Annotated in this window: 24 protein-coding genes; 10 read left to right on the top strand and 14 right to left on the bottom strand. The window is 71.7% G+C overall.

All coding sequences use genetic code 11. The features are described 5' to 3' along the window. The first annotated feature begins 161 nt into the window (after positions 1 to 161). The 4 genes from ACQPXD_RS09635 (at position 162) to ACQPXD_RS09620 (ending at position 2,973) form a co-directional block, all read left to right on the top strand. A complete protein-coding gene (locus tag ACQPXD_RS09635) occupies positions 162 to 755 on the top strand; it encodes a TetR/AcrR family transcriptional regulator (RefSeq protein WP_432836877.1) in 594 nt (197 codons plus the stop codon). 72 nt (positions 756 to 827) lie between these two features. Continuing rightward, complete coding sequence (locus ACQPXD_RS09630; RefSeq protein ID WP_432836875.1) at positions 828 to 1,769, top strand: TIGR04222 domain-containing membrane protein; 942 nt, start codon at positions 828 to 830, stop codon at positions 1,767 to 1,769. Next, positions 1,766 to 2,590: a DUF692 domain-containing protein gene (locus ACQPXD_RS09625; protein ID WP_432836873.1), complete on the top strand. Its 825-nt coding sequence runs from the start codon at positions 1,766 to 1,768 to the stop codon at positions 2,588 to 2,590. Before ACQPXD_RS09630 ends, ACQPXD_RS09625 begins: the two co-directional genes overlap by 4 nt. After that, on the top strand, positions 2,587 to 2,973 hold the full coding sequence (locus ACQPXD_RS09620) for a hypothetical protein (RefSeq protein ID WP_432836871.1): 387 nt from the start codon (positions 2,587 to 2,589) through the stop codon (positions 2,971 to 2,973). The genes ACQPXD_RS09625 and ACQPXD_RS09620 overlap by 4 nt, the downstream gene beginning before the upstream one ends. A 285-nt stretch (positions 2,974 to 3,258) precedes the next feature. On the opposite strand, the gene ACQPXD_RS09615 is transcribed toward ACQPXD_RS09620, so the two are convergent. Next, complete coding sequence (locus tag ACQPXD_RS09615; RefSeq protein WP_432836870.1) at positions 3,259 to 4,293, bottom strand: NAD(P)-dependent alcohol dehydrogenase; 1,035 nt, start codon at positions 4,291 to 4,293, stop codon at positions 3,259 to 3,261. Between the two features lie 101 nt (positions 4,294 to 4,394). Between ACQPXD_RS09615 and ACQPXD_RS09610 the strand changes: the two genes are divergently transcribed. From ACQPXD_RS09610 to ACQPXD_RS09600, 3 genes are all read left to right on the top strand, one after another. Next, positions 4,395 to 4,973 (top strand): TetR family transcriptional regulator, encoded by a 579-nt coding sequence (locus ACQPXD_RS09610; RefSeq protein WP_432836868.1) that lies wholly within the window; start codon positions 4,395 to 4,397, stop codon positions 4,971 to 4,973. Between the two features lie 128 nt (positions 4,974 to 5,101). After that, on the top strand, positions 5,102 to 5,272 hold the full coding sequence (locus ACQPXD_RS09605; RefSeq protein ID WP_432836866.1) for a hypothetical protein: 171 nt from the start codon (positions 5,102 to 5,104) through the stop codon (positions 5,270 to 5,272). Positions 5,273 to 5,390: 118 nt separating this feature from the next. Beyond that, the gene (locus ACQPXD_RS09600) at positions 5,391 to 6,176 is read left to right on the top strand and encodes a caspase family protein (protein ID WP_432836864.1); all 786 of its coding nucleotides are present in this window, start codon (positions 5,391 to 5,393) and stop codon (positions 6,174 to 6,176) included. 742 nt (positions 6,177 to 6,918) lie between these two features. On the opposite strand, the gene ACQPXD_RS09595 is transcribed toward ACQPXD_RS09600, so the two are convergent. The 3 genes from ACQPXD_RS09595 to ACQPXD_RS09585 form a co-directional block, all read right to left on the bottom strand. After that, on the bottom strand, positions 6,919 to 8,847 hold the full coding sequence (locus ACQPXD_RS09595; RefSeq protein WP_432836862.1) for an ABC transporter ATP-binding protein: 1,929 nt from the start codon (positions 8,845 to 8,847) through the stop codon (positions 6,919 to 6,921). Between the two features lie 76 nt (positions 8,848 to 8,923). Next, positions 8,924 to 9,673 carry an enoyl-CoA hydratase/isomerase family protein gene (locus tag ACQPXD_RS09590; RefSeq protein ID WP_432843753.1) on the bottom strand — a complete coding sequence of 250 codons (750 nt, stop codon included), beginning with the start codon at positions 9,671 to 9,673 and terminating at the stop codon, positions 8,924 to 8,926. A gap of 8 nt (positions 9,674 to 9,681) precedes the next feature. Next, positions 9,682 to 9,906: a helix-turn-helix domain-containing protein gene (locus ACQPXD_RS09585; RefSeq protein WP_033359767.1), complete on the bottom strand. Its 225-nt coding sequence runs from the start codon at positions 9,904 to 9,906 to the stop codon at positions 9,682 to 9,684. A 696-nt stretch (positions 9,907 to 10,602) separates the two neighbouring features. Between ACQPXD_RS09585 and ACQPXD_RS09580 the strand changes: the two genes are divergently transcribed. Beyond that, on the top strand, positions 10,603 to 11,376 hold the full coding sequence (locus tag ACQPXD_RS09580) for a hypothetical protein (RefSeq protein ID WP_432836859.1): 774 nt from the start codon (positions 10,603 to 10,605) through the stop codon (positions 11,374 to 11,376). A gap of 1,089 nt (positions 11,377 to 12,465) precedes the next feature. Here the strand turns inward: ACQPXD_RS09580 and ACQPXD_RS09575 are convergent. Then, positions 12,466 to 14,064: an ABC-F family ATP-binding cassette domain-containing protein gene (locus tag ACQPXD_RS09575; protein ID WP_432836857.1), complete on the bottom strand. Its 1,599-nt coding sequence runs from the start codon at positions 14,062 to 14,064 to the stop codon at positions 12,466 to 12,468. Positions 14,065 to 14,262: 198 nt separating this feature from the next. Between ACQPXD_RS09575 and ypfJ the strand changes: the two genes are divergently transcribed. Together ypfJ and ACQPXD_RS09565 are read left to right on the top strand one after the other, a co-directional pair. After that, positions 14,263 to 15,204: a KPN_02809 family neutral zinc metallopeptidase gene (gene ypfJ, locus ACQPXD_RS09570; protein ID WP_432836855.1), complete on the top strand. Its 942-nt coding sequence runs from the start codon at positions 14,263 to 14,265 to the stop codon at positions 15,202 to 15,204. Further along, positions 15,201 to 15,902 (top strand): DNA alkylation repair protein, encoded by a 702-nt coding sequence (locus ACQPXD_RS09565; RefSeq protein WP_432836853.1) that lies wholly within the window; start codon positions 15,201 to 15,203, stop codon positions 15,900 to 15,902. The genes ypfJ and ACQPXD_RS09565 overlap by 4 nt, the downstream gene beginning before the upstream one ends. Here ACQPXD_RS09565 and ACQPXD_RS09560 read toward each other — a convergent pair. The 9 genes from ACQPXD_RS09560 to ACQPXD_RS09520 all read right to left on the bottom strand — a co-directional run bounded on the left by ACQPXD_RS09560 (position 15,859) and on the right by ACQPXD_RS09520 (position 23,205). Further along, positions 15,859 to 16,491, bottom strand: coding sequence for a LysE family transporter (locus ACQPXD_RS09560; RefSeq protein WP_432836851.1), 633 nt, complete (start codon positions 16,489 to 16,491; stop codon positions 15,859 to 15,861). The genes ACQPXD_RS09565 and ACQPXD_RS09560 overlap by 44 nt on opposite strands. A gap of 242 nt (positions 16,492 to 16,733) precedes the next feature. After that, positions 16,734 to 17,132, bottom strand: coding sequence for a metal-sulfur cluster assembly factor (locus ACQPXD_RS09555; protein WP_432836849.1), 399 nt, complete (start codon positions 17,130 to 17,132; stop codon positions 16,734 to 16,736). Next, a complete protein-coding gene (gene sufU / locus ACQPXD_RS09550; protein WP_432836847.1) occupies positions 17,057 to 17,509 on the bottom strand; it encodes a Fe-S cluster assembly sulfur transfer protein SufU in 453 nt (150 codons plus the stop codon). The genes ACQPXD_RS09555 and sufU overlap by 76 nt, the downstream gene beginning before the upstream one ends. After that, positions 17,509 to 18,798 (bottom strand): cysteine desulfurase, encoded by a 1,290-nt coding sequence (locus tag ACQPXD_RS09545; RefSeq protein ID WP_432836845.1) that lies wholly within the window; start codon positions 18,796 to 18,798, stop codon positions 17,509 to 17,511. Before ACQPXD_RS09545 ends, sufU begins: the two co-directional genes overlap by 1 nt. A gap of 13 nt (positions 18,799 to 18,811) precedes the next feature. Continuing rightward, positions 18,812 to 19,588: a Fe-S cluster assembly ATPase SufC gene (sufC, locus tag ACQPXD_RS09540; RefSeq protein WP_432836843.1), complete on the bottom strand. Its 777-nt coding sequence runs from the start codon at positions 19,586 to 19,588 to the stop codon at positions 18,812 to 18,814. Continuing rightward, the gene (locus ACQPXD_RS09535; protein ID WP_432836841.1) at positions 19,585 to 19,911 is read right to left on the bottom strand and encodes a non-heme iron oxygenase ferredoxin subunit; all 327 of its coding nucleotides are present in this window, start codon (positions 19,909 to 19,911) and stop codon (positions 19,585 to 19,587) included. The genes sufC and ACQPXD_RS09535 overlap by 4 nt, the downstream gene beginning before the upstream one ends. Then, the gene (gene sufD, locus ACQPXD_RS09530; RefSeq protein ID WP_432836839.1) at positions 19,908 to 21,050 is read right to left on the bottom strand and encodes a Fe-S cluster assembly protein SufD; all 1,143 of its coding nucleotides are present in this window, start codon (positions 21,048 to 21,050) and stop codon (positions 19,908 to 19,910) included. The genes ACQPXD_RS09535 and sufD overlap by 4 nt, the downstream gene beginning before the upstream one ends. Continuing rightward, positions 21,047 to 22,453, bottom strand: coding sequence for a Fe-S cluster assembly protein SufB (gene sufB, locus ACQPXD_RS09525; RefSeq protein WP_432836837.1), 1,407 nt, complete (start codon positions 22,451 to 22,453; stop codon positions 21,047 to 21,049). The genes sufD and sufB overlap by 4 nt, the downstream gene beginning before the upstream one ends. Then, entirely contained in the window at positions 22,450 to 23,205 is a 756-nt protein-coding gene (locus tag ACQPXD_RS09520) for a helix-turn-helix transcriptional regulator (protein WP_432843751.1), read from the bottom strand. The genes sufB and ACQPXD_RS09520 overlap by 4 nt, the downstream gene beginning before the upstream one ends. Positions 23,206 to 24,599 lie beyond the last annotated feature (1,394 nt).

Raw genomic sequence — 24,599 nt, 5'->3', positions numbered from 1 at the left:
GCAGGTTACGTGACCGGATTGATATGTAACAGATCCTCATTTTCGCTGATCGCTGTCCCGGCCTCGGCAAACCCCCACAAACGGGGATCTATCGCCGGAGGGAAACATGACCGAAACGCCCCCGTATGCAAACCGTATGTACGGCTTGCATAATCGACCCTGTGCCCAGGGTGAGCCAGGACCAGCTGGACGCGCGCCGCAAGGAGATCCTCACCGGCGCGCGGACCTGTTTCGCCCGGCACGGCTACGAGGGCGCGACCGTGCGGCGGCTCGAGGAGGAGATCGGCCTGTCCCGTGGCGCGATCTTCCACCACTTCCGCGACAAGGACTCGCTCTTCCTGGCCGTCGCCGAGGACGACGCCGCCACCATGGTAGCGACCGTCGCCGAGCACGGCCTCGTGCAGGTCATGCGCGACCTGCTCGCGTCGGCCTCCGCCACGGCCACCGACACCGGCGAGCCCGACGTCTCCGGCTGGCTCGGCAGCCAGCTGGAGGTCTCCCGGCGGCTGCGCACCGACCCCGAGTTCGCCAAGCGCTGGGCGGCCCGCTCCGAGGCGGTGGCCGCGGCCACCCGGGAGCGCCTGCAGCGTCAGCGTGAGGCGGGGGTACTGCGCGACGACGTCCCGATCGGAATCCTCGCCCAGTTCCTGGAGCTGGCCTACGACGGCCTGGTGCTGCACCTGGCCACCGGGCGCCCGGTGCAGGACCTGGAGGCCGTGCTCAACCTGGTCGAAGGGGCCGTGCGCCGCAAGTAGGCCGGCACAAGGTTTCCTCAAGTGTCCGGCGGGTGACATGAAGCACTCGACACCCACACCCACACTGGGCGCATGCCGACATCGATCGTGGCGGGGCCGGGCGACACCTGGGGGATCCCGGGCCCGCAGTTCCTGTGGCTGTACTTCGGCCTCGCCGCCATAGCGATCATCGGTGTGCTCGTCTGGCGGCGCGGATACACCGCCGGCCCGTCGCTGCGCACCGCTCGCGACCTCACTGCCACCCAGGCCGCGCTGATCAACGGAGATCGTCGCCTCGCCGTCTACTCCTCGCTCGCCGCCCTGCGCGCCGCCGGCGCCGTCGAGAGCGACAAGCGCGGCTACCTCAAGCAGGCCGCGCCCGCGCCCACCGGCGCCTCCGAGCTGGACCGGGCCGTGCACGCGGTCACCCGCAGCGGGATCACCACCACCGGGGTACTGACCCACCACAGCGTCCGGGAGGTGCTCGACCGTACCGAGGCCGACCTCGCCTCCGCCGGCTGGATCCTCGACGAGCAGACCCGCCGCGGCGTGCGGATGGGCGCCCTGGTCGTCTTCGCCGTCCTGGCGCTGGGCATCGCCAGGCTGGTCGCCGGGATCAGCAACGAAAAGCCGGTCGGCAACCTGGTGCTGCTGCTCATCCCGGTCCTCATCGCCGCGTTCGCGCTGCTGGCCGTGCCGCGGGTGACCCGCAACGGCAAGCGGCTGCTCACCAAGATGCGCCGCGACGTGCGCCACCTCTCGCCGCGGCAGTCGCCGTCCTGGGCCACCTACGGCCCGCAGGCCGCGGCGCTGAGCGTCGGGCTGTTCGGCGTCGGCGCGTTCTGGCTGGCCGACCCGGCCTTCGCCGAGGAGGCCGAGCTGCAGCGGCACATCGCGCAGTCCGGCAGCGGCTACTACGACTCCGGCTCCGGCTCCTCATCCGCCAGCAGCTGCTCGTCGTCGAGCAGTTGCTCCAGCGGCTCGAGCTGCGGCGGCGGTTCCAGCTGCGGCGGCGGCGGAGGATGCGGGGGATGACGAGTCCGGGGTACGGCGTCGGCATCGGCTGGCGCCCCGAGATCGCCGGCTACGTGGCCGGCCTGCCCGGCCTGCGGTTCACCGAGGTCGTCGCCGAGTCGCTGCACACGCACGCGCCCCTGCCCGACGGGCTCGCCGAGCTCGTCGGGCGCGGGGTCTGCGTGATACCGCACGGGGTCAAGCTCTCCCTCGGCGGCGCCGAGCCGATCGAGGACGCCCGGGCCGCGCACCTGGCCCGGTGCGCGGAACGGCTCGGCGCGCCGCTGGTGAGCGAGCACATCGCGTTCGTGCGGGCGGGCGGGCTGGAGGCCGGGCACCTGTTGCCGGTCCCGCGCACCCGCGAGGCCATCGACGCGATCGTGGCCAACGTCCGGCGTGCACAGGCGGCGCTGGGCGGGGTACCCCTGGCGCTGGAACCGATCGCGGCCCTCTTCGACTGGCCCGGCGCCGAGCTGACCGAGGCCGAGTTCCTCGTCGAGATCCTCGATCGCACCGGGTGCGGGCTGCTGCTCGACATCGCCAACGTGTACGCCAACGCCCGCAATCGCGGCGAACCGCCCACCGCGTTGCTGGACGAGCTGCCGCTGGAGCGCATCGCGTACGTCCACGTCGCCGGCGGCACGCACCGGGGCGGCTACTACCACGACACCCACACCGACCCGACCCCGCCGGAGGTGCTGGCCCTGGTCAAGGAGCTGTGCGCGCGCACCACGCCGCCGGCCCTGATGCTGGAGCGCGACGGCGACTACCCGCCGGCCGCCGCCCTGACCACCGAGCTCGACGCGATCGCCGCCGCGGCGGGCTGGCCGGCGATCACGTGAGCGACCTCGGTGCCCGGCAGCAGGCCCTCGTCGCGGCCCTGGTCGCGGGCGGCGAGCTGCCGGAGGGTTTTGATCCGGCGGCGGTACACGCGACAAAGGCCGCCCTGCGCCGCAAACGCGCGGGCGAGGTGGCCCGCGCGTGGCCGTTCCTGGCCGCCTCCTACGGCGCGGACTGGACGCCGGCCTTCGCCGCCTGGGCCGCGGACCGCCCGCCGAACGGCTCGCTGCGCGACGGCTGGGACTTCGCCCGGGCCGCCGGCTCCGCGCTGCCGGCGCTGGCCCGGGAGGAACTCGCCGCCCGCGAGGCCGCCTACCGCTACGACGGCGAGTCCGCCCCGGTCCCCCGCCGTCGCGGCCTCCTCGCCCGCCTCCGCCGCCGCTAACCCCGCCCGACGGCCCGACGCCGCTAGCCCCGCCCGACGCCGCCAGCCCCGCCGCTCCTTCCCGCGCTTGCACCCCGCGCTTACGCCCGCGCTTGCGCCCCGCGCTTGCGCCCCGCGCTTGCGCCCCGCGCTTGCGCCCCGCGCTTGCGCCCCGCGCTTGCGCCCCGCGCTTGCGCGGCTCGCGCGCCCGCGGCCTTCGCCGCACCTCCGTCCCTGCCCGCAAAACCGACATTTCGGAAATATCCGTATTTGTAGATTCCGCGCCGCGAGGGCGACGCGGTGGCGCTAGGCCAGGTCGGACAGGTCCAGCACGAAGCGGTACCGGACGTCGCCGCGCTCCAGGCGGGTCAGCGCCTCCTCCACCTTGGCCGAGGGCAGCACCTCGACGTCGGCGACAATGCCGCGCTCGGCGGCGAAGGCGAGCATCTCGGCCGTGCCCGTGCGGCCGCCGGTGCCGGCCGAGGTGATCTTCTTGCGGCCGGGCAGCAGGTCCATGGCGGTCAGCGAAAGCTCGGCAAGGTACCCGAGCAGGCTGAGCGTGCCGTCCAGGGCGACCACGCGCACCAGTGGCTTGAGGTCGTGCGGGGCGGAGATGGTGTCCAGCACGAGGTCGAACCGGTCCCGGGCCTGCTCCATCTGCTGGTCGTCGGTGGTGAGCAGCAGGTCGGCGGCGCCGAGCGCGCGGGCGTCGGCGGCCTTGTCCGGCGTGCGGCTGAGCACGGTGACCTCGGCGCCGAGCGCGGCGGCGAACTTCACCGCGAGGTGCCCGAGCCCGCCCAGCCCGGCCACGGCGACCCGGGCGCCCGGCCCGATCCCGGCCGCGCGCATGGGCTCCCAGACGGTGATCCCGGCGCACAGCAGCGGCGCGGCGGCGGCCGGGTCGAGCCCCTCGGGCAGCGGGTAGGCGAAGCCCTCCCGCAGCACGTACTCGCGGCTGTACCCGCCCAGCGTCGGCAGGCCGTCGACGCGGTCGACGCCGCCGTACGTCAGGGTGGGGTACTCGTAGCAGTAGTTCTCCTGGCCGGCGCGGCACATCGGGCAGACCCCGCAGGAGTCGACGATGGTGCCGACCGCGACCCGGTCCCCGGCGGCGAAGCGGGTCACCTCGGGCCCGGCGGCGGTCACCGTGCCGGTGAGCTCGTGCCCGGGAACCAGCGACCGGCCGGCCGTGCGGTGAATCGCGTGCAGGTCGCTGTGGCAGACGCCGCAGAAGTCGACGCGTACCGCGATGTCGTCGGCGCGCAGCTCGCGGCGCTCGAGCGCGACCCGCTCCAGCGCGGTGGAACCTCCGCTGCTCTGCCACCCGGTTGTCGTGCGCATGGATCCTCCAGGACGTTCTAGACAGACTATTCGGTCTGCTCAGCATAGGACCGTTCCGGGGCGGAAGACAAACCGACTGGTCTGTTTGTTATGCTGGTCGCATGCCCGAACCGCCGTCGACCGCCCGCGGCACCGCGACCAGCCGGCGCATCCTCGACGCCGCCGCCGAGGAGTTCGCCCGGCGCGGCATCGCCGGCGCCCGCGTCGAGCGCATCATCGAGGCGGCGCGGACGAACAAGGCCCAGCTGTATGGCTACTTCGGCAGCAAGGAGGGCCTGTTCGACGCGGTCGTCGCCGACTGCGTGGACCGCATCACCACCGCCGCGCCCTTCGACGGCAACGACCTGGCCGAGTGGGCAGTGCGGTTGTACGACCAGTACCTGATCCATCCCGAGCTGGTCCGGCTCACCACGTGGGTCCGGCTGGAGCGCCGCCCGGCCGGCCTGCTCTTCGACCACCCCGAGAACCACGCGAAGGTCGCCGCCATCGCCGCGGCCCAGGCGGCCGGCACGGTGCGCGCCGGCGACCCGGTCGACCTGATGGCCATGATCATCGCCATGTCGTGCGCCTGGTCGCCGGTCAGCGGCATCTACACCGCCACCCCCGACGAGCCCGAGGCCGACCACGAGCGCCGCCGGGCCCTGCTGCGCGACTGCGTCCGCCGCGCCATCGCCCCCTGACGACGGATCACGCGGTTTGTCCGGGCCCGAACGATCGGATCCGGGCAATCTCGGATCCTGTGTATCAGCACCGCCCGACCGGCCCTCTACTCCCCTGAAAATCGGCTTCCACGGTCGGAGTACCCCCCATGCAGCAACGGCACGCCGTCCCGCCCGACCCCGGCGAGTCCCGGAGCGCCGACGACGACGCCGACGACGCGCTGCTGGCCGAACTGCGCCGGGTGATCGCCCTGGCCGACCCGATGCCGCACCGGGAGCGACCGGTCCCACCGCCCCGGCGCCGCCCACCGGGTCCCTGATGCGGCATTTGACGGTTTCCACGACATGGTGATTCCGGGGGTACCGTCGCCAAACCTCGAATGCCCTCGGTAACGCCTTCTGTGCGTAAGGTCTCGATTCGATCCCACGGGGGGAACGATGAAACTCGCACTGTGTATCGGCATCAACGACTACCCGGGCACCGAGAACGACCTCTCCGGCTGCCGCAACGACGCCGACGACTGGGCCGGCGCGCTCATGGCCCGCGGCTTCGACACCCGCCGCCTCATCGACAGCGCCGCCTCGGGCGCCGCCATCCGCACCGGCATCCGCGAAATGCTGACCCGTTCGACAGCCGGCGACGCGGTCGTGATCACCTACTCCGGCCACGGCACCTGGGTCCCCGACGCGAACGGCGACGAGCCCGACCACCGCGACGAGGCCCTGTGCCCGCACGACACCATGGAGAACGGCCCGCTCCTCGACGACGAACTGCACGAGCTGTTCGCCCTGGCCGCCCCCGGCGTGCGGACGGTCCTCATCTCCGACTCGTGCCACTCCGGCACCCTGACCAGACTCAACCACCCGATCGGCGACCACCCCGGCCGCACCCGCTTCCTGCCGCCGTCGTCGTTCCTGACCCCGCAGCAGCGCCTGCGCGCCGCCCTGCTCACCACCAACCCCCGCAAGCCCGACCCGCGCCCCACGGCCTTGCTCCTCTCGGGCTGCCGCGACACCGAATACTCCTACGACGCCACCTTCGACGGCCGCCCCAACGGCGCCTTCACCTACGTGGCGTTGTCGGCCCTGGCGACCCTGCCGGAGACGGCCACCTACCGCGACTGGATGCGCGCCATCCGCGGCCGCCTCCCGAGCCAGGACTACCCCCAGACCCCAGCCCTGCAGGCCACCAAGCCCCAACTCGCCTGGCCCATCCTGGCCTGACCACACCCCGTCGTGAGGGCCGCCCAGCCGGCCCTCACCCCACGCGGCGGTCGGCTAGGTGGCGGCTGCGCCCTGCCGACGGGCCGGTGCCCGGCACGATCGGCGATCACGTCCCACCCGCCGGGCACTGGCCGCCGCGAAACACAGCGCACCGACCGGAAGTCTCCGCGATCATGCGCAACCGGCACCGACACCAACAGTTTTTCATGATCACGGAGCGCTGATGTACCCCCGTGTACCACAAGTCTCCGGGATCATGACAAACCCGGTGTGCGGCACCGCGAGCATCATGATCACGGAGACATACGTCCGGCCCGGCCGCGCAGATCGGATGTTCCGCCCGACAGTGCGACATCCACGACGTCCGGCCGCCGGATCCGCAACGTTCGCCCCGCCGCGCCGCGCGGAGCCAGCGCCGATGACCGCTTGTGCCCCACCGGCGGCCATCGACGCCCAGCCGGCGGCGGCCGCCCGACACGAACCACCGCGATCAGGCGCTGCCCTCGTACACCACGCCAGCGGACGCGACCGAAGCGGACCAGCACGGACGCGGACCGACGCACGCCAAAACCAGCAGAAGCCCGGCCGCCGCAGGCCCGAACACACGAAAGCCAAGACCGGCGCGGGCGCAGGCGCGGGCCGACGCAGGCGCAGGCCGACGCAGGCGCAGGCCGACGCAGGCGCAGGCCGACGCAGGCGCAGGCGCGGGCCGACGCAGGCGCAGGCGCGGGCCGACGCGGGGCTATGGGGTTGGGATGGGTGGGGGGAGTTGGTCGTGGGGTACGGGGGAGTCGGCGACGGCGAATTGGGTGCGGTACAGCTCGGCATACAGGCCGGCGGCGGCGACCAGGGCGTCGTGGGTGCCGCGTTCGACGATGCGGCCGGCGTCGACGACCAGGATTTGGTCGGCGTCGCGGATCGTTGAGAGGCGGTGGGCGATGACGAGGGCGGTGCGGCCGGTCAGGGCCTCGGACAGGGCGCGCTGGACGGCGGCCTCGGACTCCGAGTCGAGGTGGGCGGTGGCCTCGTCCAGGATGACGATCGACGGGGCCTTGAGCAGGAGGCGGGCGATGGCGATGCGTTGCTTCTCGCCGCCCGAGAAGCGGTAGCCGCGCTCGCCCACGACGGTGTCGAGGCCGTCGGGGAGGGCGGCGACGAGGTCGCCGACCTGGGCGCGGCGCAGGGCGGTCCACAGCTCGTCGTCGGTGGCGCCGGGCTTGGCATACCGCAGGTTTTCGGCGATCGTCTCGTGGAACAGGTGCGAGTCCTGGGTGACGACGCCGATCGTGTCGCGCAGGGACTGCAGGGTCGCGTCGCGGACGTCGACGCCGCCGACGAGGACGCTGCCCGACGTGGCGTCGTAGATGCGGGGCAGGAGCATCGCCGTGGTGGACTTGCCGGCGCCGGACGGGCCGACCAGGGCGACCATCTGGCCCGGCGCGACCGAGAACGTGACGCCGCGCAGGACCTCCTCGGTGACCGTGCGGTCCAGGGCGGCGACGTCCTCGAGGGAGGCGAGGCTGACCTCGGCGGCGCTGGGGTAGCGGAAGTGCACGTCGCGGAACTCGACGGTGGCCGCGCCCCTGGGCAGCGGCCGGGCGTCGGGGCGCTCGGCGATGGACGGGGCCAGGTCGAGCACCTCGAAGACGCGCTCGAAGCTGACCAGTGCGCTCATCACGTCGACGCGAACGTTGGACAGCGCGGTCAGCGGGCCGTAGAGCCGGGTGAGCAGCAGCGCGAGGGCGACGACGGTGCCGGCGGTGAGCTGGCCGCGCACGGCGAGCCAGCCGCCGAGGCCGTAGGTCAGGGCCTGCGCGAGCGAGGCGACGAGGAGCATGCTGACGAAGAAGACGCGGCTGTACATCGCGGTCTGGATGCCGATGTCGCGCACCCGCCCGGCCCGCTCGGCGAAGCGGGCGGCCTCGTCGTCGGGGCGGCCGAACAGCTTCACCAGCAGCGCGCCGGCCACTCCGAACCGCTCGGTCATGGTCGCGTTCATCTTCGCGTCGAGCTGATACGACTCCCGGGTGATCGCGGCCAGCCGCCGCCCGACGCGCCGCGCGGGCAGGATGAACAGCGGGAGCATGACCAGCGACAGCAGCGTGATCGGCCAGGACAGGGTGAGCATCACGGCGGCGGTCAGGATCAGCTGGATGACGTTGCTGACGACCCCGGACAGGGTCGAGGTGAACGCCCGCTGCGCGCCCTGCACGTCGTTGTTGAGCCGGCTGACCAGCGCGCCGGTCTGCGTGCGGGTGAAGAACTGCAGCGGCATGCGCTGGACGTGGTCATACACCAGCTTGCGCAGCGCCAGGATGATGCCCTCGCCGATGCGGGCCGAATACCACCGCTGGGCCAGTGACAGCAGCGAGTCGGCCACGGCGAGGCCGCCGATGAGCAGCGCGACCCGCACCACCGCCGCCCCGGCGCCCGGCCCGCCCGCGCTGATCTTGTTGACCACGTCGCCGGCCAGATACGGCGTGGCGACGCCGATGGCCGCCCCGAGCACCACGGTGACCAGGAAGACGGCGATGTCGCGCCGATACGGCCGGGCGAAGCGCATGATCCGCCGCGTGGTGTCCCGGCTGAGCCGCTTGCCGGCCAGCTCGTCGGCCTTGCGCAGCGCGCGCAGGGTCTCCCACCCGGCCATGCTGCTCATCGGCGAAGCCATGCGTCACATCCCTTGAAGGCGAAGTACCCACCGGGGCTCAGTGTGCCCGGTGGGTACGACAACTTTTGGGTGCCGCTTATTCGCCCTGGCCGAAGAGATCGGCCACACGGCGCAGTTGCGCGGCCCGCTCGGCCGCCTCCTGCGCCGCGAACGTGTTGCCGGCCGCCTGCGCGATGAGGGCCTTGATCTCGATCACCGCGTCCCGCGGTGCGGCCAGCACGGCCGCCGCCAGGTCGTCGGCGGCGCCGTCGAGCTCTGCCCGCGGTACCACCACATTGGCCAGACCGATCTGGGCGGCCTCCGCGGCCGGCACGCGCCGCGCGGTCACGCACAACTCGAGCGCCCGGGCGTAGCCGACCAGCTCGACCAGGCGCTTGGTGCCGCCGAGGTCGGGCACCAGGCCCAGCTTGATCTCGGCCATGCTGAACGAGACGTCCTCGGCGACGACCCGCAAGTCGCAGGCCAGCGCCAGCTGGAAGCCGGCGCCGATCGCGTGCCCCTGCACCGCGGCGATCGAAACGATCGACGGCCGGCGCAGCCAGGCGAACGCCTCCTGAAACCCGGCGATGTGCTCGTCGCGGATCCCGCCGAGGCTCTTCGCCGCGGCGGTGGTGTCGAGGCCCGACGAGAAGGCCCGGCCCTCGCCGCGCACGATCACGACGCGCACGTCACCCGGGAGGGACCGGCCGAACTCGCGCAGTGCGCCCCACAGCTCGGGGGTCTGCGCGTTGAGGACCTGGGGCCGGCACAACGTCACCGTCGCGACCGGCCCGTTGAGGTCGAATCGCGCCTCTCCCGAACCGGGATCGGCGCTTGCCGAGGAGATGTTGGCGTTCACGCCTTCTTGCGGCGCCGGGCGCCGCCACGCTGACGAAGCTGAACGCCGGATTCGGTCAGCACCCGGTGCACGAATCCGTAGGAACGGCCGGTGGAAGCGGCGAGCGCGCGGATACTCTCACCGTTCGTGTACCGCTTCACGAGGTCCTTCGCCAGCGTCTGCCTTTCGGCGCCGACGATCCGGCGACCCTTCTCGGTGCTGGTGGTGGCGGTGGCTGCCATGCTGATCCCTCACGTCCCAGACAGAGCGGTTGGTGCGGTCCCACCTATTAGACCGCCTCGAACGATCATGCGCTAGATATCGACGGGACGCCAACCGACACGCAGAGCATTGTCGCCTACCCGATACCGTGATGCGCCGTGATGAGCGAACCGCCCGCCGACCGACCGCTGTCAGCCCACCGTGAGCGCCGCGATGCGCTGTGTTGGCTCCTGCTGGCGCTCGGCGGCCTCGCGCTGACGGCCCTCGCGGTGCAGCTGGACGCCCGTCTGGGTACCGCCAGCGCCCCCTTCCTCGGCAGGTACAAGATCAGGGTCGGCGCGGGCACCGTCCTGGCGCCCGCGGTCGCCGCCGCGACGCTGTGGACCGCCGCGTCCGGCCGCCTCACCCGGCTACGGTGGCACGAAATTCAGCTATTCGGGTACACCGCCGGGCTCGCGTGGGCAATTGCTTTGGCGCTTGTCGATGGATGGTCGGGCCTTACGAAAGCCCTAGGCTCGCCCGAGGAATACCTGGGCGACGTAAGGCGGGCGGGTGACGAACCACTGACATACCTCAGACATTTCACGTCCGACGCGGCGTACCACTCGGTCGCGTCCCGCGGCCATCCCCCGGGCCCCGTACTCTTTTTGTGGGCGCTGCAGAAAATCGGTGTTACCGACCACATTGTCCTGGGATTCCTGATCACCGCCGTATCGGTGCTGACGATTCCGCTGGTGCTCGCCGCGGTGCGCGACTCGGTCGGCGAGGAGGCCGCCCGCCGGTATCTGCCGGTGCTCGCGCTGGCCCCTTACGCCATCTGGACCGCGGTCAGCCTGGACGGCCTGGTCGCCCTGCTCGGGGCGGCCGCGATCGTCTCCGGCCTGCGCGCCAGCCGCCGGAGGATGCGCGGCTGGGCCTCCACCGGCTGGGGCATCCTGGCCGGCCTGCTGGTCGGCCTGGCGTCGCTGTTCTCCTACTCCGCGCCGTGGCTGGGCCTGTCACTGGTGTGCGTGTACTTCGCCCGCCGCCGCCCGGCCCTGAACATGCTCAGCGGCATCGGCGCCCTGCTACCGGTGCTCGGCGTGCAACTGCTCGGCTTCGGCTGGACGGAGGGCCTCTTGGCCGCGGAGACCGACTACGCGCACCGGGTGGCGCCCTACCGCTCGGTACTGTGGTGGAGCGCCATCAGCGTGGTGGCACTCCTCCTGGCCGCCGGCCCTCCGATCTTCGCCAGCGCCCGCAAAGTCCGCAACACCGCGATGTGGCCCTTTCTCGTCGGCGCCGGCGCGGCCATCGTCTTCTCCATCGTGGCCGGCCTGGCCCGCGGCGGCGCCGAGCACGCCTGGCTACCGTTCTTCCCATGGCTGACGGTGGCCGCCGTCGCCCCGGAACGCCCGGCCGGCGATCCACCCCCGAGCCCCCTGCTCCTGGTCGGCCTCGGCGCGGTGGTCGCCGTGATCGTCGAGGGCGTCCTGATCACCCCCTGGTAATAAAACCGATGACTCGGGCCGCGTCACATACAGACCGTCGCTCCCGCCAGACACCGGGCCCGGCCTGCCCTGAACGGGCGGCCAGGCCCTGCCAGGCCCGCGGTGCCAAGACCCACCGAAGTCGATCTTGCAAGCGTAGCGCCGGGCATGGAGCCCGCCCCGCGACGGCGCCCCGCATGCCAGGCGACCCCCACCGGCCACGCCGACCGGACCCGTCGAACGCAGCACGAGTGCGGCGCGAGTGCGGCACGAGTGCGGCGCGAGTGCGCGCAACCGCCCTGATCACGATTTATCGCCTGTCAGGAGATAAATCGGATAAGTCCGGACGCGGAGCGTCTGGACTTATCCGGCTTTACCTGGACTTATATGCACCTAGCCACACTTGTCCGCGCCGCCATCACCCGGCACCCGAGGCGACCAGAAGTCTCCACGATCATGCCGGACGCACCGACGACACACCGGTTTCTCATGATCACGGAAGAAATATGTACACCTGTGTACCAAAAGTCTCCACGATCATGAAAAACCCCGGTGCGGCCACGGCAACACGCATGATCACGGAGACATCCGGTCGGGGCAGCTGCCCGGGCACCGGTAGGACACCGCGCGCCGCCAACGATCCGCCCGGAATCCACCGCACCCGGTCGCACGAGGTCGACTTGATCAACCAGCGCCGCCAGCAGAAGATCGTCCAGCTCTCCGCAGCGACCACCACCCCGACCCGCCCACCACCCCGACCCGCCCACCGGACCGACCCCGCCTGACCGCCCGCCGGACCACCGGACCCGCCCGGCCACCCGCCACACCAGCCCGCCCGCTCGCCAGCCCGCCCGCTCGCCAGCCCGCCCGCTCGCCAGCCCGCCCGCTCGCCAGCCCGCCCGCTCGACAGCCCGCCCGCTCGACCGGCCCCGACCGCCCGCCGGACCAGACCCGCCCGCTCGACCGGCCCCGCTCGGCCGCCCGCCGGAGTGGACCCGGCCCCGGCAGCTGCCCGCCGGCCTGGCCGGCCGCCGCCGGATGACCCGCCCGCCGGACCGGCCCGCAGCACCCGTGCGCGCCGCCGGGTCGTGGAACACGGCCCGCAGGGGGTCAGGCGAGTTCGACCAGCTCCAGCAGGTCGTCGCTCCAGGCGTCCTCGACGCCGTCGGGCAGCAGGATGGCGCGGTCGGGCTTCAGGGCCTGCACGGCGCCCGAGTCGTGGGTGACCAGGACGATCGCGCCCGGGTAGCGGGCGATCGCGTCCAGCACCTGCTCGCGGCTCACCGGGTCGAGGTTGTTGGTCGGCTCGTCGAGCAGCAGGACGTTGGCGCCCGAACAGACCAGCGTGGCGAGGGCCAGGCGGGTCTTCTCGCCGCCGGAGAGCACGCCGGCGGGCTTGTCGACGTCGTCGCCGGTGAAGAGGAACGCGCCGAGGATCTTGCGGAGCTCGGTGTCGTTCTGCTCCGGGGCGGCGGAGCGCATGATCTCCAGGATGGTGCGGTCGACGTCGAGCTGCTCGTGCTCCTGTGCGTAGTACCCCCGCTGCAGACCATGGCCCGGGGTGACCTCGCCGGTGTCGGGGTCCAGCTCGCCGGCGAGCATCCGCAGCAGGGTGGTCTTGCCGGCGCCGTTGAGGCCCAGGATGGCCACCCGTGAGCCGCGGTCCACGGCGACGTTGACGTCCATGAAGATTTCCAGCGAGCCGTAGGACTTCGACAGGCCGCGAGCGGTCAGCGGGGTCTTGCCGCACGGCTTGGGCTCGGGGAAGCGCACCTTGGCGACCTTGTCGGCGGTGCGCACGTCCTCCAGGCCGTCGAGCATGCGCTCGGCCCGGCGGGCCATGTTCTGCGCCGCGACCGTCTTGGTGGCCTTGGCCCGCATCTTGTCGGCCTGGGCCAGCAGCGCGCCGGCCTTCTTCTCGGCGTTGGCCCGCTCCCGGCGGCGGCGCTTCTCGTCGGTCTCGCGCTGCTGCTGGTAGAGCTTCCAGCCGACGTTGTAGGAGTCGATGGTCGCCCGGTTGGCGTCGAGATACCACACCTTGTTGACGATCGCGTCGAGCAGGTCGACGTCGTGCGAGATCACGACCAGGCCGCCCTTGTGGCTGGACAGGAACCCGCGCAGCCAGCTGATACTGTCGGCGTCGAGGTGGTTGGTCGGCTCGTCGAGCAGCAGGATGCCGCCGCCGGTGGCGCTCGCGTCGCGGAACAGGATGCGGGCCAGCTCGATGCGGCGCCGCTGGCCGCCGGACATGGTGCCGATCGTCTGGCCGAGCACGCGGTCGGGCAGGCCCAGGTTGGCGCAGATGCGGGCGGCCTCGGCCTCGGCCGCGTAGCCGCCCAGGCCGGCGAACTGGTCCTCGAGCTGCCCGTAGCGGCGGATGAGCCGCTCGTCGTCGCCGAGCTGCGCCTCCAGGGCCTTCATCTCGGCGTAGATGGTGTCCAGGCCGCGGGCGGAGAGCACCCGGTCGCGGGCGGTGACGCCGAGGTCGCCGGTGCGCGGGTCCTGCGGCAGGTAGCCGACCGGGCCGCGGCGCTCCACCTGGCCGGCGTGCGGGGTGCCCTCGCCGGCCAGGACCTTGAGGGTGGTGGTCTTACCGGCGCCGTTGCGCCCGACGAGACCGATGCGGTCTCCGGGCTGCACGCGCAGGTTGATGTCGCTGAGCAGAATGCGCGCACCGGCGCGCAGCTCAAGTCCGGTGGTCGTGATCACAGCGCAGACTCACTCTCGGGCAGAGGTCGGAAAAATACAGACTCCGGGTGCGGGACCGCGGGTCACTCCCTCTGCGTGATCACGGCGATATTCTACCGTGCGTCCCCCGTAGACCCGCCACACGATTACGTCACATGATCATCGGGTACCTTGCCGCTCAAGCAGACGCCGGTCGATCCCCAACCCCCGAGGTGTGCGATGGAGTTCAACGACGATGCCGATCTCGATACCAGCCAGGTCGACGACCTGCGCGGGTCGGGCGGTGGCGGCGGCGGTGGCGGCTTCGGCGGCCTCGGCGGGCTGCCGATCCCGATCCCGATCGGCGGCGGCCGGGTCGGCTGCCTGATCACGATCGTCATCCTCGCGGTCGTGCTGTGCGGCGGAGGGTACTTCGGCCGCAACATGCTCGGCGGGGGCGGCAGCCAGACGCCGGACAACTCGAAGATCAACCAGCAGTGCGACAAGTCGAACCCGAACCGGTTCCAGAACGCCGACTGCCGCAACGTGCTGTACATCAACTCCGTCCAGGCCTACTGGAAGACCGAGCTGCCGGCGGCGTTCGGCAAGCAGTACAAGACCGCCAAGACCAACTTCTTCAGCCGCTCCGTCAACACCGGGTGCGGCGCCGCCGACTCGGGCGTCGGGCCCTTCTACTGCCCGGCCGACAGCGAGGTCTACATCGACCTGACCTTCTACAACGAGCTGTCCAGCCGCTTCGGCGCCTCGGGTGAGTTCGCCGCGCCGTATGTGCTCGCCCACGAGTACGGCCACCACGTGCAGAACCTGCTCGGCATCAACGCCCAGGCCCAGCAGGGCGCGCAGCAGGGGGCGAGCTCCGCGTCGGTGCGCCTGGAGCTGCAGGCCGACTGCTTCGCCGGCACCTGGGCCAACCACGCCACGGAGACGAAGGACCCGCAGGGCGACGCGCTGTTCAAGTCCATCACCGACCAGGACGTCGCCGAGGCGGTGCAGGCGGCGGAGTCCATCGGCGACGACACGATCCAGAAGAAGGCGGGCGGCAAGGTCAACCCGGACGCGTTCACCCACGGCACGTCCGCGCAGCGCAAGAAGTGGTTCCTGCAGGGCTTCAACACCGGCGACCCGCGCCAGTGCGACACGTTCCACGCCACGAACCTATGAGCGACGCTGTACTGGAGCGCCTGCAGAACGTGTACGGCGCGGCCGCGGATCCTTCGCGCGCCGCGCCGATGCGCGCCTACATGAAGGACAAGTTCCCGTTCCTGGGCATCTCCAGCCCGGCCCGGCGGGCGCTGGACCGCGAGGTGCTGCGCGGCGCGCCGAAGCCCGACGAGGCCGGCCTCGCCGACATCGTGCTCGCGTGCTGGGCGCTGCCGGAGCGGGAGTACCAGTACTTCGCCTGCGACCACCTGCGCCGCCACGCCGGCCTGCTCTCCCCCGCCGCGCTGCCCGTGCTTCGCGAGCTGGTCACCACCAAGTCGTGGTGGGACACCGTCGACGCCCTCGCCGCCCACGTCGCCGGCCCCATGGTCGCCGCCCACCCGGCGCTGCTGTCCACGATGGACGAGTGGACCGCGCCGGGCACCGACCTGTGGCTGGTGCGCACGGCGATCCTGCATCAGCTGCGGTACCGCGAAAAGACCGACCGGGACCGCCTGTTCGACTACTGCGCCCGCTGGGCCGGCGAGCGCGACTTCTTCATCCGCAAGGGCATCGGCTGGGCGCTGCGCGAGTACGCCAAGACGGACCCGGACGCCGTCCGCGCCTTCGTGGCCACCCACCCCGCCCTGTCCGGCCTCTCCGCCCGCGAGGCGCTCAAGAACGTCGGACCAGCAGCAGGATCGCCAGCGCCGCGATGACCGCGCTGGAGGTCAGGGCGGTCCACAGGCGCCCGCGCGGGCCGGTGAGCAGCCGGCCGAGCAGGGTGCCGCCGCCGGCCAGCAGCAGCTGCCAGCTCGCGGAGGCGGCGAACGCGGCGGCGACCCACACCGCCTCGGCGCCGGCGGAGAGCCCGTCGTCGGCGCGCCGGCCGAGGACCAGCGCCCCGAAGTACACGATGGTGGCGGGATTGAGCAGGGTGAGGCCCAGCAGCGCGAAATAGGCGCTCAGGGGCCGGCCCATCCGCCCGTCCGAGCGCCGCGCGGTGGCCGGCTCGCCCCGGTGCCGCAGCGCGTCGCGCGCCGTCTTCACCGCCAGCCCGAGCAGCACCACGGCGGCGATCCACCGCAGCGGCCCGGAGATCGGCGCGATCAGGCCCGCGAGCGCGGCCCCGCCGAGCACCGCCACGACGGCGTAGAGCCCGTCCGCGGTGGCCACCCCGAGCGCCGCCGCGGCCCCGACCTTCCACGAGCCGCGCGCGGCGAGGCTGACGATGAGCGCCCCGATCGCCCCGACCGGCACGGCGACGCCATACCCGGCGAGCAGGCCGCCGAGCACCGCCGCGCTCACGCCTGCTGCTTGCGGCTCGCCTCCGCCCGGACGCCGGTCTGTCGCGTGGCGGCTGCGTGGAGACGACTCATGCCGGGCATGATGCCCGGCACGAGCGCGAGTCCGCCAGCGATTTAGCGCCTGTTTCAGTAACCGGGACGCCGCCGGCGCCTCGGGCGACCCGGCCTGGCGCAGCGCGCCGGGTCGGCCTGGGCGAGGAATCTGGGCCCGCCGCAGCCCCGAGGCAGCTATGGAAACAGGCGCTAAACGTTGAAGCCGAGGGAGCGCAGCTGGTCGCGGCCCTCGTCGGTGATCTTGTCCGGGCCCCACGGCGGCAGCCAGACCCAGTTGATCCGGACGTCGGACACCAGGCCGCCGCCCGGGCCGGTGCACAGCGCCTGGCGGGCCTGGTCCTCGATGACGTCGGTCAACGGGCAGGCCGCCGACGTCAGGGTCATGTCCAGCGTGGCGACATTCTCCTCGTCGACGTGCATGCCGTAGACGAGGCCCAGGTCGACGACGTTGATCCCGAGTTCGGGGTCGACGACGTCCTTCATCGCCTCTTCGATGTCAGCCAGGGCCGCGGTCATGAAGACTCCTCGGGGGAAGAAGAAGCGCGAGCCAGCGCGTCCTTGTAGGCCATCCAGGGCAGCAGCGCGCATTTCACGCGGGCCGGGTACTTCGCCACGCCGGCGAACGCCACCGCGTCCTCCAGCACCGCCTCGTCCGGCTCGACCTGCCCGCGGCCGCCCATGAGCTCGGCGAACGCCTCGTGCCGGCGCAGCGAGTCGGTGACCGTGGCGCCCTTGACCAGATCGTAGAGGACGCTCGCCGAGGCCTGGCTGATCGAGCAGCCCATGCCCTCGTAGGAGATGTCGGCGACGCTGCCGGCCTTGAGCTGCACGCGCAGGGTCACCTCGTCGCCGCAGGTGGGGTTGACGTGGTGCGCCTCGGCGTCGAAGGGCTCGCGCAGTCCCCGGCCGTGCGGGTGCTTGTAGTGGTCCAGAATGATTTCCTGGTACAGCTGGTCGATCTGCATCAGCCGAACACCTTCCGGACCCGCTCGACGCCGCGGATCAGCGCGTCGATCTCGTCGGTGGTGGTGTAGAGGTAGAACGACGCCCGGGTGGTGGCCGGCACGCCGAAGCGCACGCAGGTCGGGCGGGCGCAGTGGTGGCCGACGCGCACCTGCACGCCGTCGTCGTCGAGGATCTGCCCGACGTCGTGCGGGTGCACGCCGTCGACGGCGAAGGAGATGGTCGCGCCGCGGTCGGCGGTCGTGGCCGGGCCGATGATCCGCACGCCGGGCACGGAGCCGAGCGCGTCCAGCGCGTAGGCGGTGAGCGCCTTCTCGTGCGCGACGATGTTCTCCATGCCCACCGCGGTCAGGTAGTCCACGGCCGCGCCGAGCCCGACCGCCTCGGCGATCGGCGGGGTGCCGGCCTCGAAGCGGGCCGGCGGCGGCATGAACGTCGTGCCGGTCATCGACACCGTCTCGATCATCGAGCCGCCGCCGAGGAACGGGGGCATCGCGTCGAGCAGCTCCAGGCGGCCCCACAGCGCGCCGATGCCGGTCGGGCCGACCATCTTGTGGCCGGTGAAGGCGACGAAGTCCACGCCGAGCGCGACGACGTCGATCGGCAGGTGCGGCACCGACTGCGAGCCGTCGAGCAGCACCAGCGCGCCGACCTCGCGGGCCTTGGCGACGATGACGTCGACCGGGTTGATCGTGCCCAGGATGTTGGAGTAGTGCACGAACGCCACCAGCTTGGTGCGCGGCGTGATCAGCTCGTCGATGTTCGACAGGTCGAGCCGGCCCTCGTCGGTGATGCCGAACCAGCGCAGCGTCGCGCCGGTGCGCTGGGCGAGCAGCTGCCACGGCACGATGTTGGAGTGGTGCTCCATCTCGGTCACGACGATCTCGTCGCCGGGGCCGAGCCGGAAGCGCGGGTCGTCGGAGACGCTGGTGAACGCGTGGGCGACCAGGTTGATCGCCTCGGTCGAGTTCTTCGTGAAGACGATCTCGGCCGCCGTCGGGGCGCCGACGAAGCCCGCGATCCGCTCGCGGGCCCCCTCGTAGGCCTCCGTGGACTCCGTGCCCAGGGTGTGCACCGACCGGGCCACGTTCGCGTTGTGCCGCTCGTAGTGCTCACGCACCGCGTCGATCACCTGGCGCGGTTTCTGCGAGGTGTTCCCGGAGTCCAGGTAGACCAGCGGGTTGCCGTTGATCAGGCGGTCCAGGATCGGGAAGTCCTTGCGGATCGTCTCCAGGTCAAGCGCCGAAGGCGCCGGCCGGCTCCGGGAAGCACTGGCATCGAGTGCGCTCATGAAACGTGTCCTTCTATGCGATGGATGCCGGGCCGGCACCGGCGAGGTAGCGCTCGTAGCCGGTGTTCTCCAGATCCTCGGCCAGCTCCGGGCCGCCCTCTTCCACGATCCGCCCGCCGACGAACACGTGGACGTAGTCCGGCGTGATGTACCGCAGGATGCGCGTGTAGTGCGTGATGAGCAGCAGGCCGGTGTCGCCCGCCGCGCGGACCCGGTTGACGCCCTCGCTGACGATCCGCAGCGCGTCGATGTCCAGGCCCGAGTCGGTCTCGTCGAGCACGGCGATCTTCGGCCTGAGCAGCTCCAGCTGCATGATCTCGTGCCGCTTCTTCTCGCCGCCGGAGAAGCCCTCGTTGACGTTGCGCTGGGCGAACGCCGGGTCCATCTGCAGCTTCTCCATCGCGCCGCGCAGCTCGCCGGCCCAGGTGCGCAGCTTCGGCGCCTGCCCGTCCACGGCCGTCTTGGCGGTGCGCAGGAAGTTGGCCACCGAGACGCCAGGGACCTCCACCGGGTACTGCATGGCCAGGAACAGCCCGGCCCGGGCCCGCTCGTCGACCGTCATCGCGAGCACGTCCTGCCCGTCGAGGGTCACCGTGCCGCCGGTGACCTGGTAGCGCGGGTGGCCGGCGACCGAGTACGCCAGCGTGGACTTGCCGGAGCCGTTCGGCCCCATGATGGCGTGGGTCTCCCCCGCCCGGACGGTCAGGTCGACGCCGTGCAGGATCGGCTTGAGCTCACCGTCGGGCAGCTTGACCGAGACCTGCAGGTTGCTGATCGAGAGCTCGCTCACTTGGTAACTCCGTTGCTCGGGTTCGGGTCGATGTACACGTCGCCGTCGCGGACCTCGACTGGGTACACCGGGACCGGCTCGGTGGCCGGCAGCCCGGTCGGCTCGCCGGTGCGCAGGTCGAAGCGGGAGCCGTGCAGCCAGCACTCCAGGGTGCAGCCCTCGATCTCACCCTCCGACAGCGCGACCGCGGCGTGCGAGCACTCGTCGTAGACGGCGTAGAAGTTGTCGTCGTCGGCGTGCACCAGCGCGATCTCGGTCCCCTCGACCGTGACCTGCACAGCCTCGCCCTTGGCCACCTCGGTGGCCGCACACACCTTGATCATGCGCCGGCCTCCTCCAGCCGGGTCTCGATCGCGGCGCCGAGGCGGTCGCGCAGCTCCTCGACCGGGATCTTCGCCAGCAGCTCGCCGAAGAAGCCGCGGACCACAAGCTTGCGGGCCTGCTCGTCCGGAATGCCGCGGGACATCAGGTAGAACAGCTGCTCGTCGTCGAAGCGGCCGGTGGCGCTCGCGTGCCCGGCGCCGGCCACCTCGCCGGTCTCGATCTCCAGGTTGGGCACCGAGTCGGCGCGCGCCCCGTCGGTGAGCACCAGGTTGCGGTTGATCTCGTACGTGTCGGTGCCGGTCGCCTCGGCCCGGATCAGCACGTCGCCGACCCACACCGTGTGCGCGTCGTCGCCCTGCAGCGCGCCGCGGTAGGCGACGTAGCTGCGGCAGTCGGGGACCGAGTGGTCGACCAGCAGCCGGTGCTCCAGGTGCTGGCCGGCGTCGGCGAAGTAGAGCCCGTAGGCGTCGATCTCCCCGCCCCGGCCGGCGTAGTCGACGCTGGTGTACTGCCGCACGAGGTTGCCGCCGAGGGTGACCTGCACGTGCCGGACCTTCGCGTCGCGGCCCAGCCGGAACCGCACGTGCTGCGCCTGCACCGCGTCGGCGTCCCAGTCGGTCACGGTGACCAGCGTCAGCTGGGCCCCGTCGCCGACGAGCACCTCGACGTTGTCGGCGAGGGTGACCGTGCCGACCTGCTCGATCACGACCGTGGCCTCGGCGAACTGCCCGACGTCGACCACGGTGTGGCCGTAGGCGAGCTCGGTCGTCGACCCGGTCAGCCGGATCTGGGCCGGCGCGTCGAGGACCGCGCCGCGCGCGACCGACACGACCAGCGCCTCCGCGGCCGCGCCGGCGGCCAGGGCGCTGATCCGGTCGAACGGGATCAGCGCCGAGCCGACCCGCGGGTCGGTGCGCTCCACCGTCGTGACCTCGACCCCGGCGGGCAGCTCCCCGGCCAGCGCCTTCGGCGCGGTGGCACCGGGCCCGGCGGTCGCCGACCCCAGCCCGCGCAGCCGCTTGAGCGGCGTGAAGCGCCACTCCTCCTCGCGGCCGGTGAGCACCGGGAAGTCGGCGACGTCGAACGAGCGCACCTGCTGGGCGCGGGTCTTGGGCGGAACCAGAGCGGGTGCGCTCATCCGACCGCGCCCTCCATCTGCAGCTCGATGAGCCGGTTGAGCTCCAACGCGTACTCCATGGGCAGTTCCTTGGCGATCGGCTCGATGAAGCCGCGCACGATCATCGCCATCGCCTCGTCCTCGGTGAGACCGCGCGACATCAGGTAGAACAGCTGGTCGTCGCTGATCTTCGACACCGTCGCCTCGTGCCCCATCGACACGTCGTCCTCGCGGATGTCGACATACGGGTAGGTGTCCGAGCGGGAGATGGTGTCCACCAGCAGCGCGTCGCACTTGACCGTGGACTTCGAGTGGTGCGAGCCCTCCATCACCTGCACGAGACCGCGGTACGACGTGCGCCCGCCGCCCCGCGCGATCGACTTCGACACGATGGTCGAGGACGTGTGCGGCGCGCTGTGCACCATCTTGGCGCCCGCGTCCTGGTGCTGGCCCTCGCCGGCCATCGCGACGCTCAGGACCTCGCCCTTGGCGTACTCGCCGAGCATGTAGACCGACGGGTACTTCATCGTCACCTTGGAGCCGAGGTTGCCGTCGATCCACTCCATGGTCGCGCCCTCGTGGCAGACGGCCCGCTTGGTGACCAGGTTGTAGACGTTGGTCGACCAGTTCTGGATGGTGGTGTACCGGCAGCGGGCGTTCTTCTTCACGATGATCTCGACGACCGCGGAGTGCAGCGAGTCCGACGAGTAGATCGGCGCCGTGCAGCCCTCGACGTAGTGCACGTAGGCACCCTCGTCGACGATGATCAGGGTCCGCTCGAACTGGCCCATGTTCTCGGTGTTGATCCGGAAGTACGCCTGGAGCGGGATCTCCACGTGCACGCCCTTCGGCACGTAGATGAAGCTGCCGCCGGACCACACGGAGGTGTTCAGGGCGGAGAACTTGTTGTCCCCGACCGGGATGACGGTGCCGAAGTACTCCTTGAAGAGCTCCTCGTGCTCCTTCAGCGCGGTGTCGGTGTCGAGGAAGACGACGCCCTGCTCCTCGAGGTCCTCGCGGATCTTGTGGTACACCACCTCGGACTCGTACTGCGCGGCGACGCCCGCGATCAGCCGCTGCTTCTCGGCCTCGGGGATGCCCAGCTTGTCGTAGGTGTTCCTGATGTCCGCGGGCAGGTCGTCCCAGCTGGCGGCCTGCTTCTCGGTGGAGCGGACGAAATACTTGATGTTGTCGAAGTCGATGTGCGACAGGTCCGCGCCCCAGGCGGGCATCGGCTTGCGGTCGAACAGCCGCAGGCCCTTGAGCCGGAGGTCGAGCATCCACTGGGGCTCGTGCTTCTTCGCCGAGATGTCGCGCACGACGTCCTCGTCGAGGCCCCGGCGCGCCGAGGCCCCCGCCGTGTCGGAGTCGGCCCAGCCGTACTCGTACCGGCCGAGACCGGCAAGCTGATCGGCAGTCGTCATCTCACGATCCTTTGCCTATCGGGACGGGCTCCGGGCTGTACCGGGGCCGGAATATGGGTGGTGCAGATGCCGTCGCCGTTGGCGATGGTGGCGAGCCGCTGGACGTGCGTGCCGACGAGCCGCGAGATCACCTCGGTCTCGGCCTCGCACAACTGGGAGAACTCGGCGGCGACATGGGCCACCGGGCAGTGATGCTGGCACAGCTGACCGCCGGTGGCGATGGTCGTCGCGCCGGCGGCGTAGCCCTCCGCGGTCAGCGCCCGGGCGAGCGCGTCGGCCCGCGCCAGGGGGTCGGCGCCGGCCTCGGCCATCGCCGCCTTGCAACGCTCCTCGAGCCCGGCCACCTGCGCCGCGGCGAACGCGCTGACCGCGCCCGGCCCGTCGTGCTCGGCGATCCACCGCAGCGCGGCGGCGGCGAGCCCGTCGTAGGTGTGCGGCAGCGCTTCCCGCGCGGCCGCCGTCAGGGTGAACACGCGTGCCGGCCGCCCCCGCCCGCGCCGGCCGCGCTCGGGCCGCTCCCGGCTCTCGACGAGCCCCTCGGCCAGCATGGCGTCCAGATGACGGCGCACGCCGGCCGGGCTCAGCCCGAGGGCGAGCCCCAGCTCGGTCGCCGTGGCGGAACCTTCCTGCAGCAACAGCTCGCTGACCCGATCCCGGGTCCGCACGTCGAGCGCACCGGCAGGCGGACACACCTCGGCGCCGTCAGCGGACTGCACCTCAGCAGCCCGCGTCGTCGCGTCGGCGTTTTTCACAACACCAACGTTACGTAATTCGCGGAGACCGAGCAAACCACCGCCCGGGTGATCCACCGCACGAAAGGTAACCCTAACCAAACCACCCCGCCCCCGCCCACGCCGCAGGCGCGCCAGGCGGCGGTTCCACGGCAGAACGCCAGCGCCGCGGAGCGCGGCAGGACGCCAGGGGCGCGCAGCGCGGCAAAAAGTGGCCGCGCAGCGACCATGGGGGGTCTGGGGTGGGAACCCCCCAGGCACAGCGCCGCGACGAAGTCGCGCGTGGCTAGCTTTCGAACCCCAACCAAATGCGCCAAAGGCGCAACAAAACCCCCAGCCCCCGCGCCGAAGGCGCCACAAGGGGGCCGCAACCACTGCGCCGGAGGCGCGACAAAAGGGGCAGCGCCGACACAGGACGGCGCGCACTGCGCCGCAGGCGCAATAGGGAACCGCGCCAAGGACGCCAGGGGCGCGCAGCGCGGCAAAAAGTGGCCGCGCAGCGGCCATGGGGGGTCTGGGGTGGGAACCCCCCAGGCACAGCGCCGCGACGAAGTCGCGCGTGGCTAGCTTACGAACCCCAACCAAACGCGCCAAAGGCGCAACAAAACCCCCAACCCCCGCGCCGAAGGCGCCACAAGGGGGCCGCAACCACTGCGCCGGAGGCGCGACAAAAGGGGCAGCGCCCGACACAGGACGGCGCGCACTGCGCCGCAGGCGCAATAGGGAACCGTGACGGTCGCGTCCGCTGGCGTGGTGTACGAGGCCAGCGCCTGATCGTGCTAGTTGATGTCGAATGGCCGCTGGCGCCCGCCGCGGGCTGGGCCTCGGTGGCCATCGGCGGGGCACCAGCGATCATCGACGCCGACCCCGGGGGCGGCGCAGCGGACCGGTGCGGATGTCGCACCCGTCGGGCGCAACCTCCGATCCGCGCGGCCGGGCCGGACGTATGTCTCCGTGATCATGATGTCCGCGGTGACCGCACACCGGGTTTGCCATGATCCAGGAGACTTGTGGTACACGGGGGTACATCAGCACTCCGTGATCATGAAAAACCCTTGGTGTCGATGCCGGGATGCGCATGATCACGGAGACTTCCTGTCCCTGCGCCCCGCCCCGCGGCGGTGCAGTCGCCCAACGTGTAGGAAGTGATCGCCGATCGTGCCCACCCCGGGGCGTTGAGACGCGCGGGCCAGGCACCGCTTGGTCGCCGGCGGGCATGGCGGCCAGCGGTGCCGGTTTCCGCGTGGCGCTGGCCAGTGCCCGGCGCGGGCAGACCACGGCGGCCGCGGACCCGCACACCGGCCAACAGCGCCGCGACGAAGTCGCGCGTGGCTAGCTTACGGACCCCAACCACTGCGCCAAAGGCGCAACAAGAAACAGCGCCCACCGCGGGGACCGGGCGCCGCCGCGCGGGG

Origin of the sequence: Dactylosporangium sp. CA-092794 (genome assembly GCF_050948465.1) — a bacterium.
In the GTDB taxonomy this organism is placed as follows: Bacteria; Actinomycetota; Actinomycetes; order Mycobacteriales; family Micromonosporaceae; genus Dactylosporangium.
The sequence above is the reverse complement of the archived record's forward strand: the minus strand, read 5'-3'. Positions and strand labels throughout refer to the sequence as shown.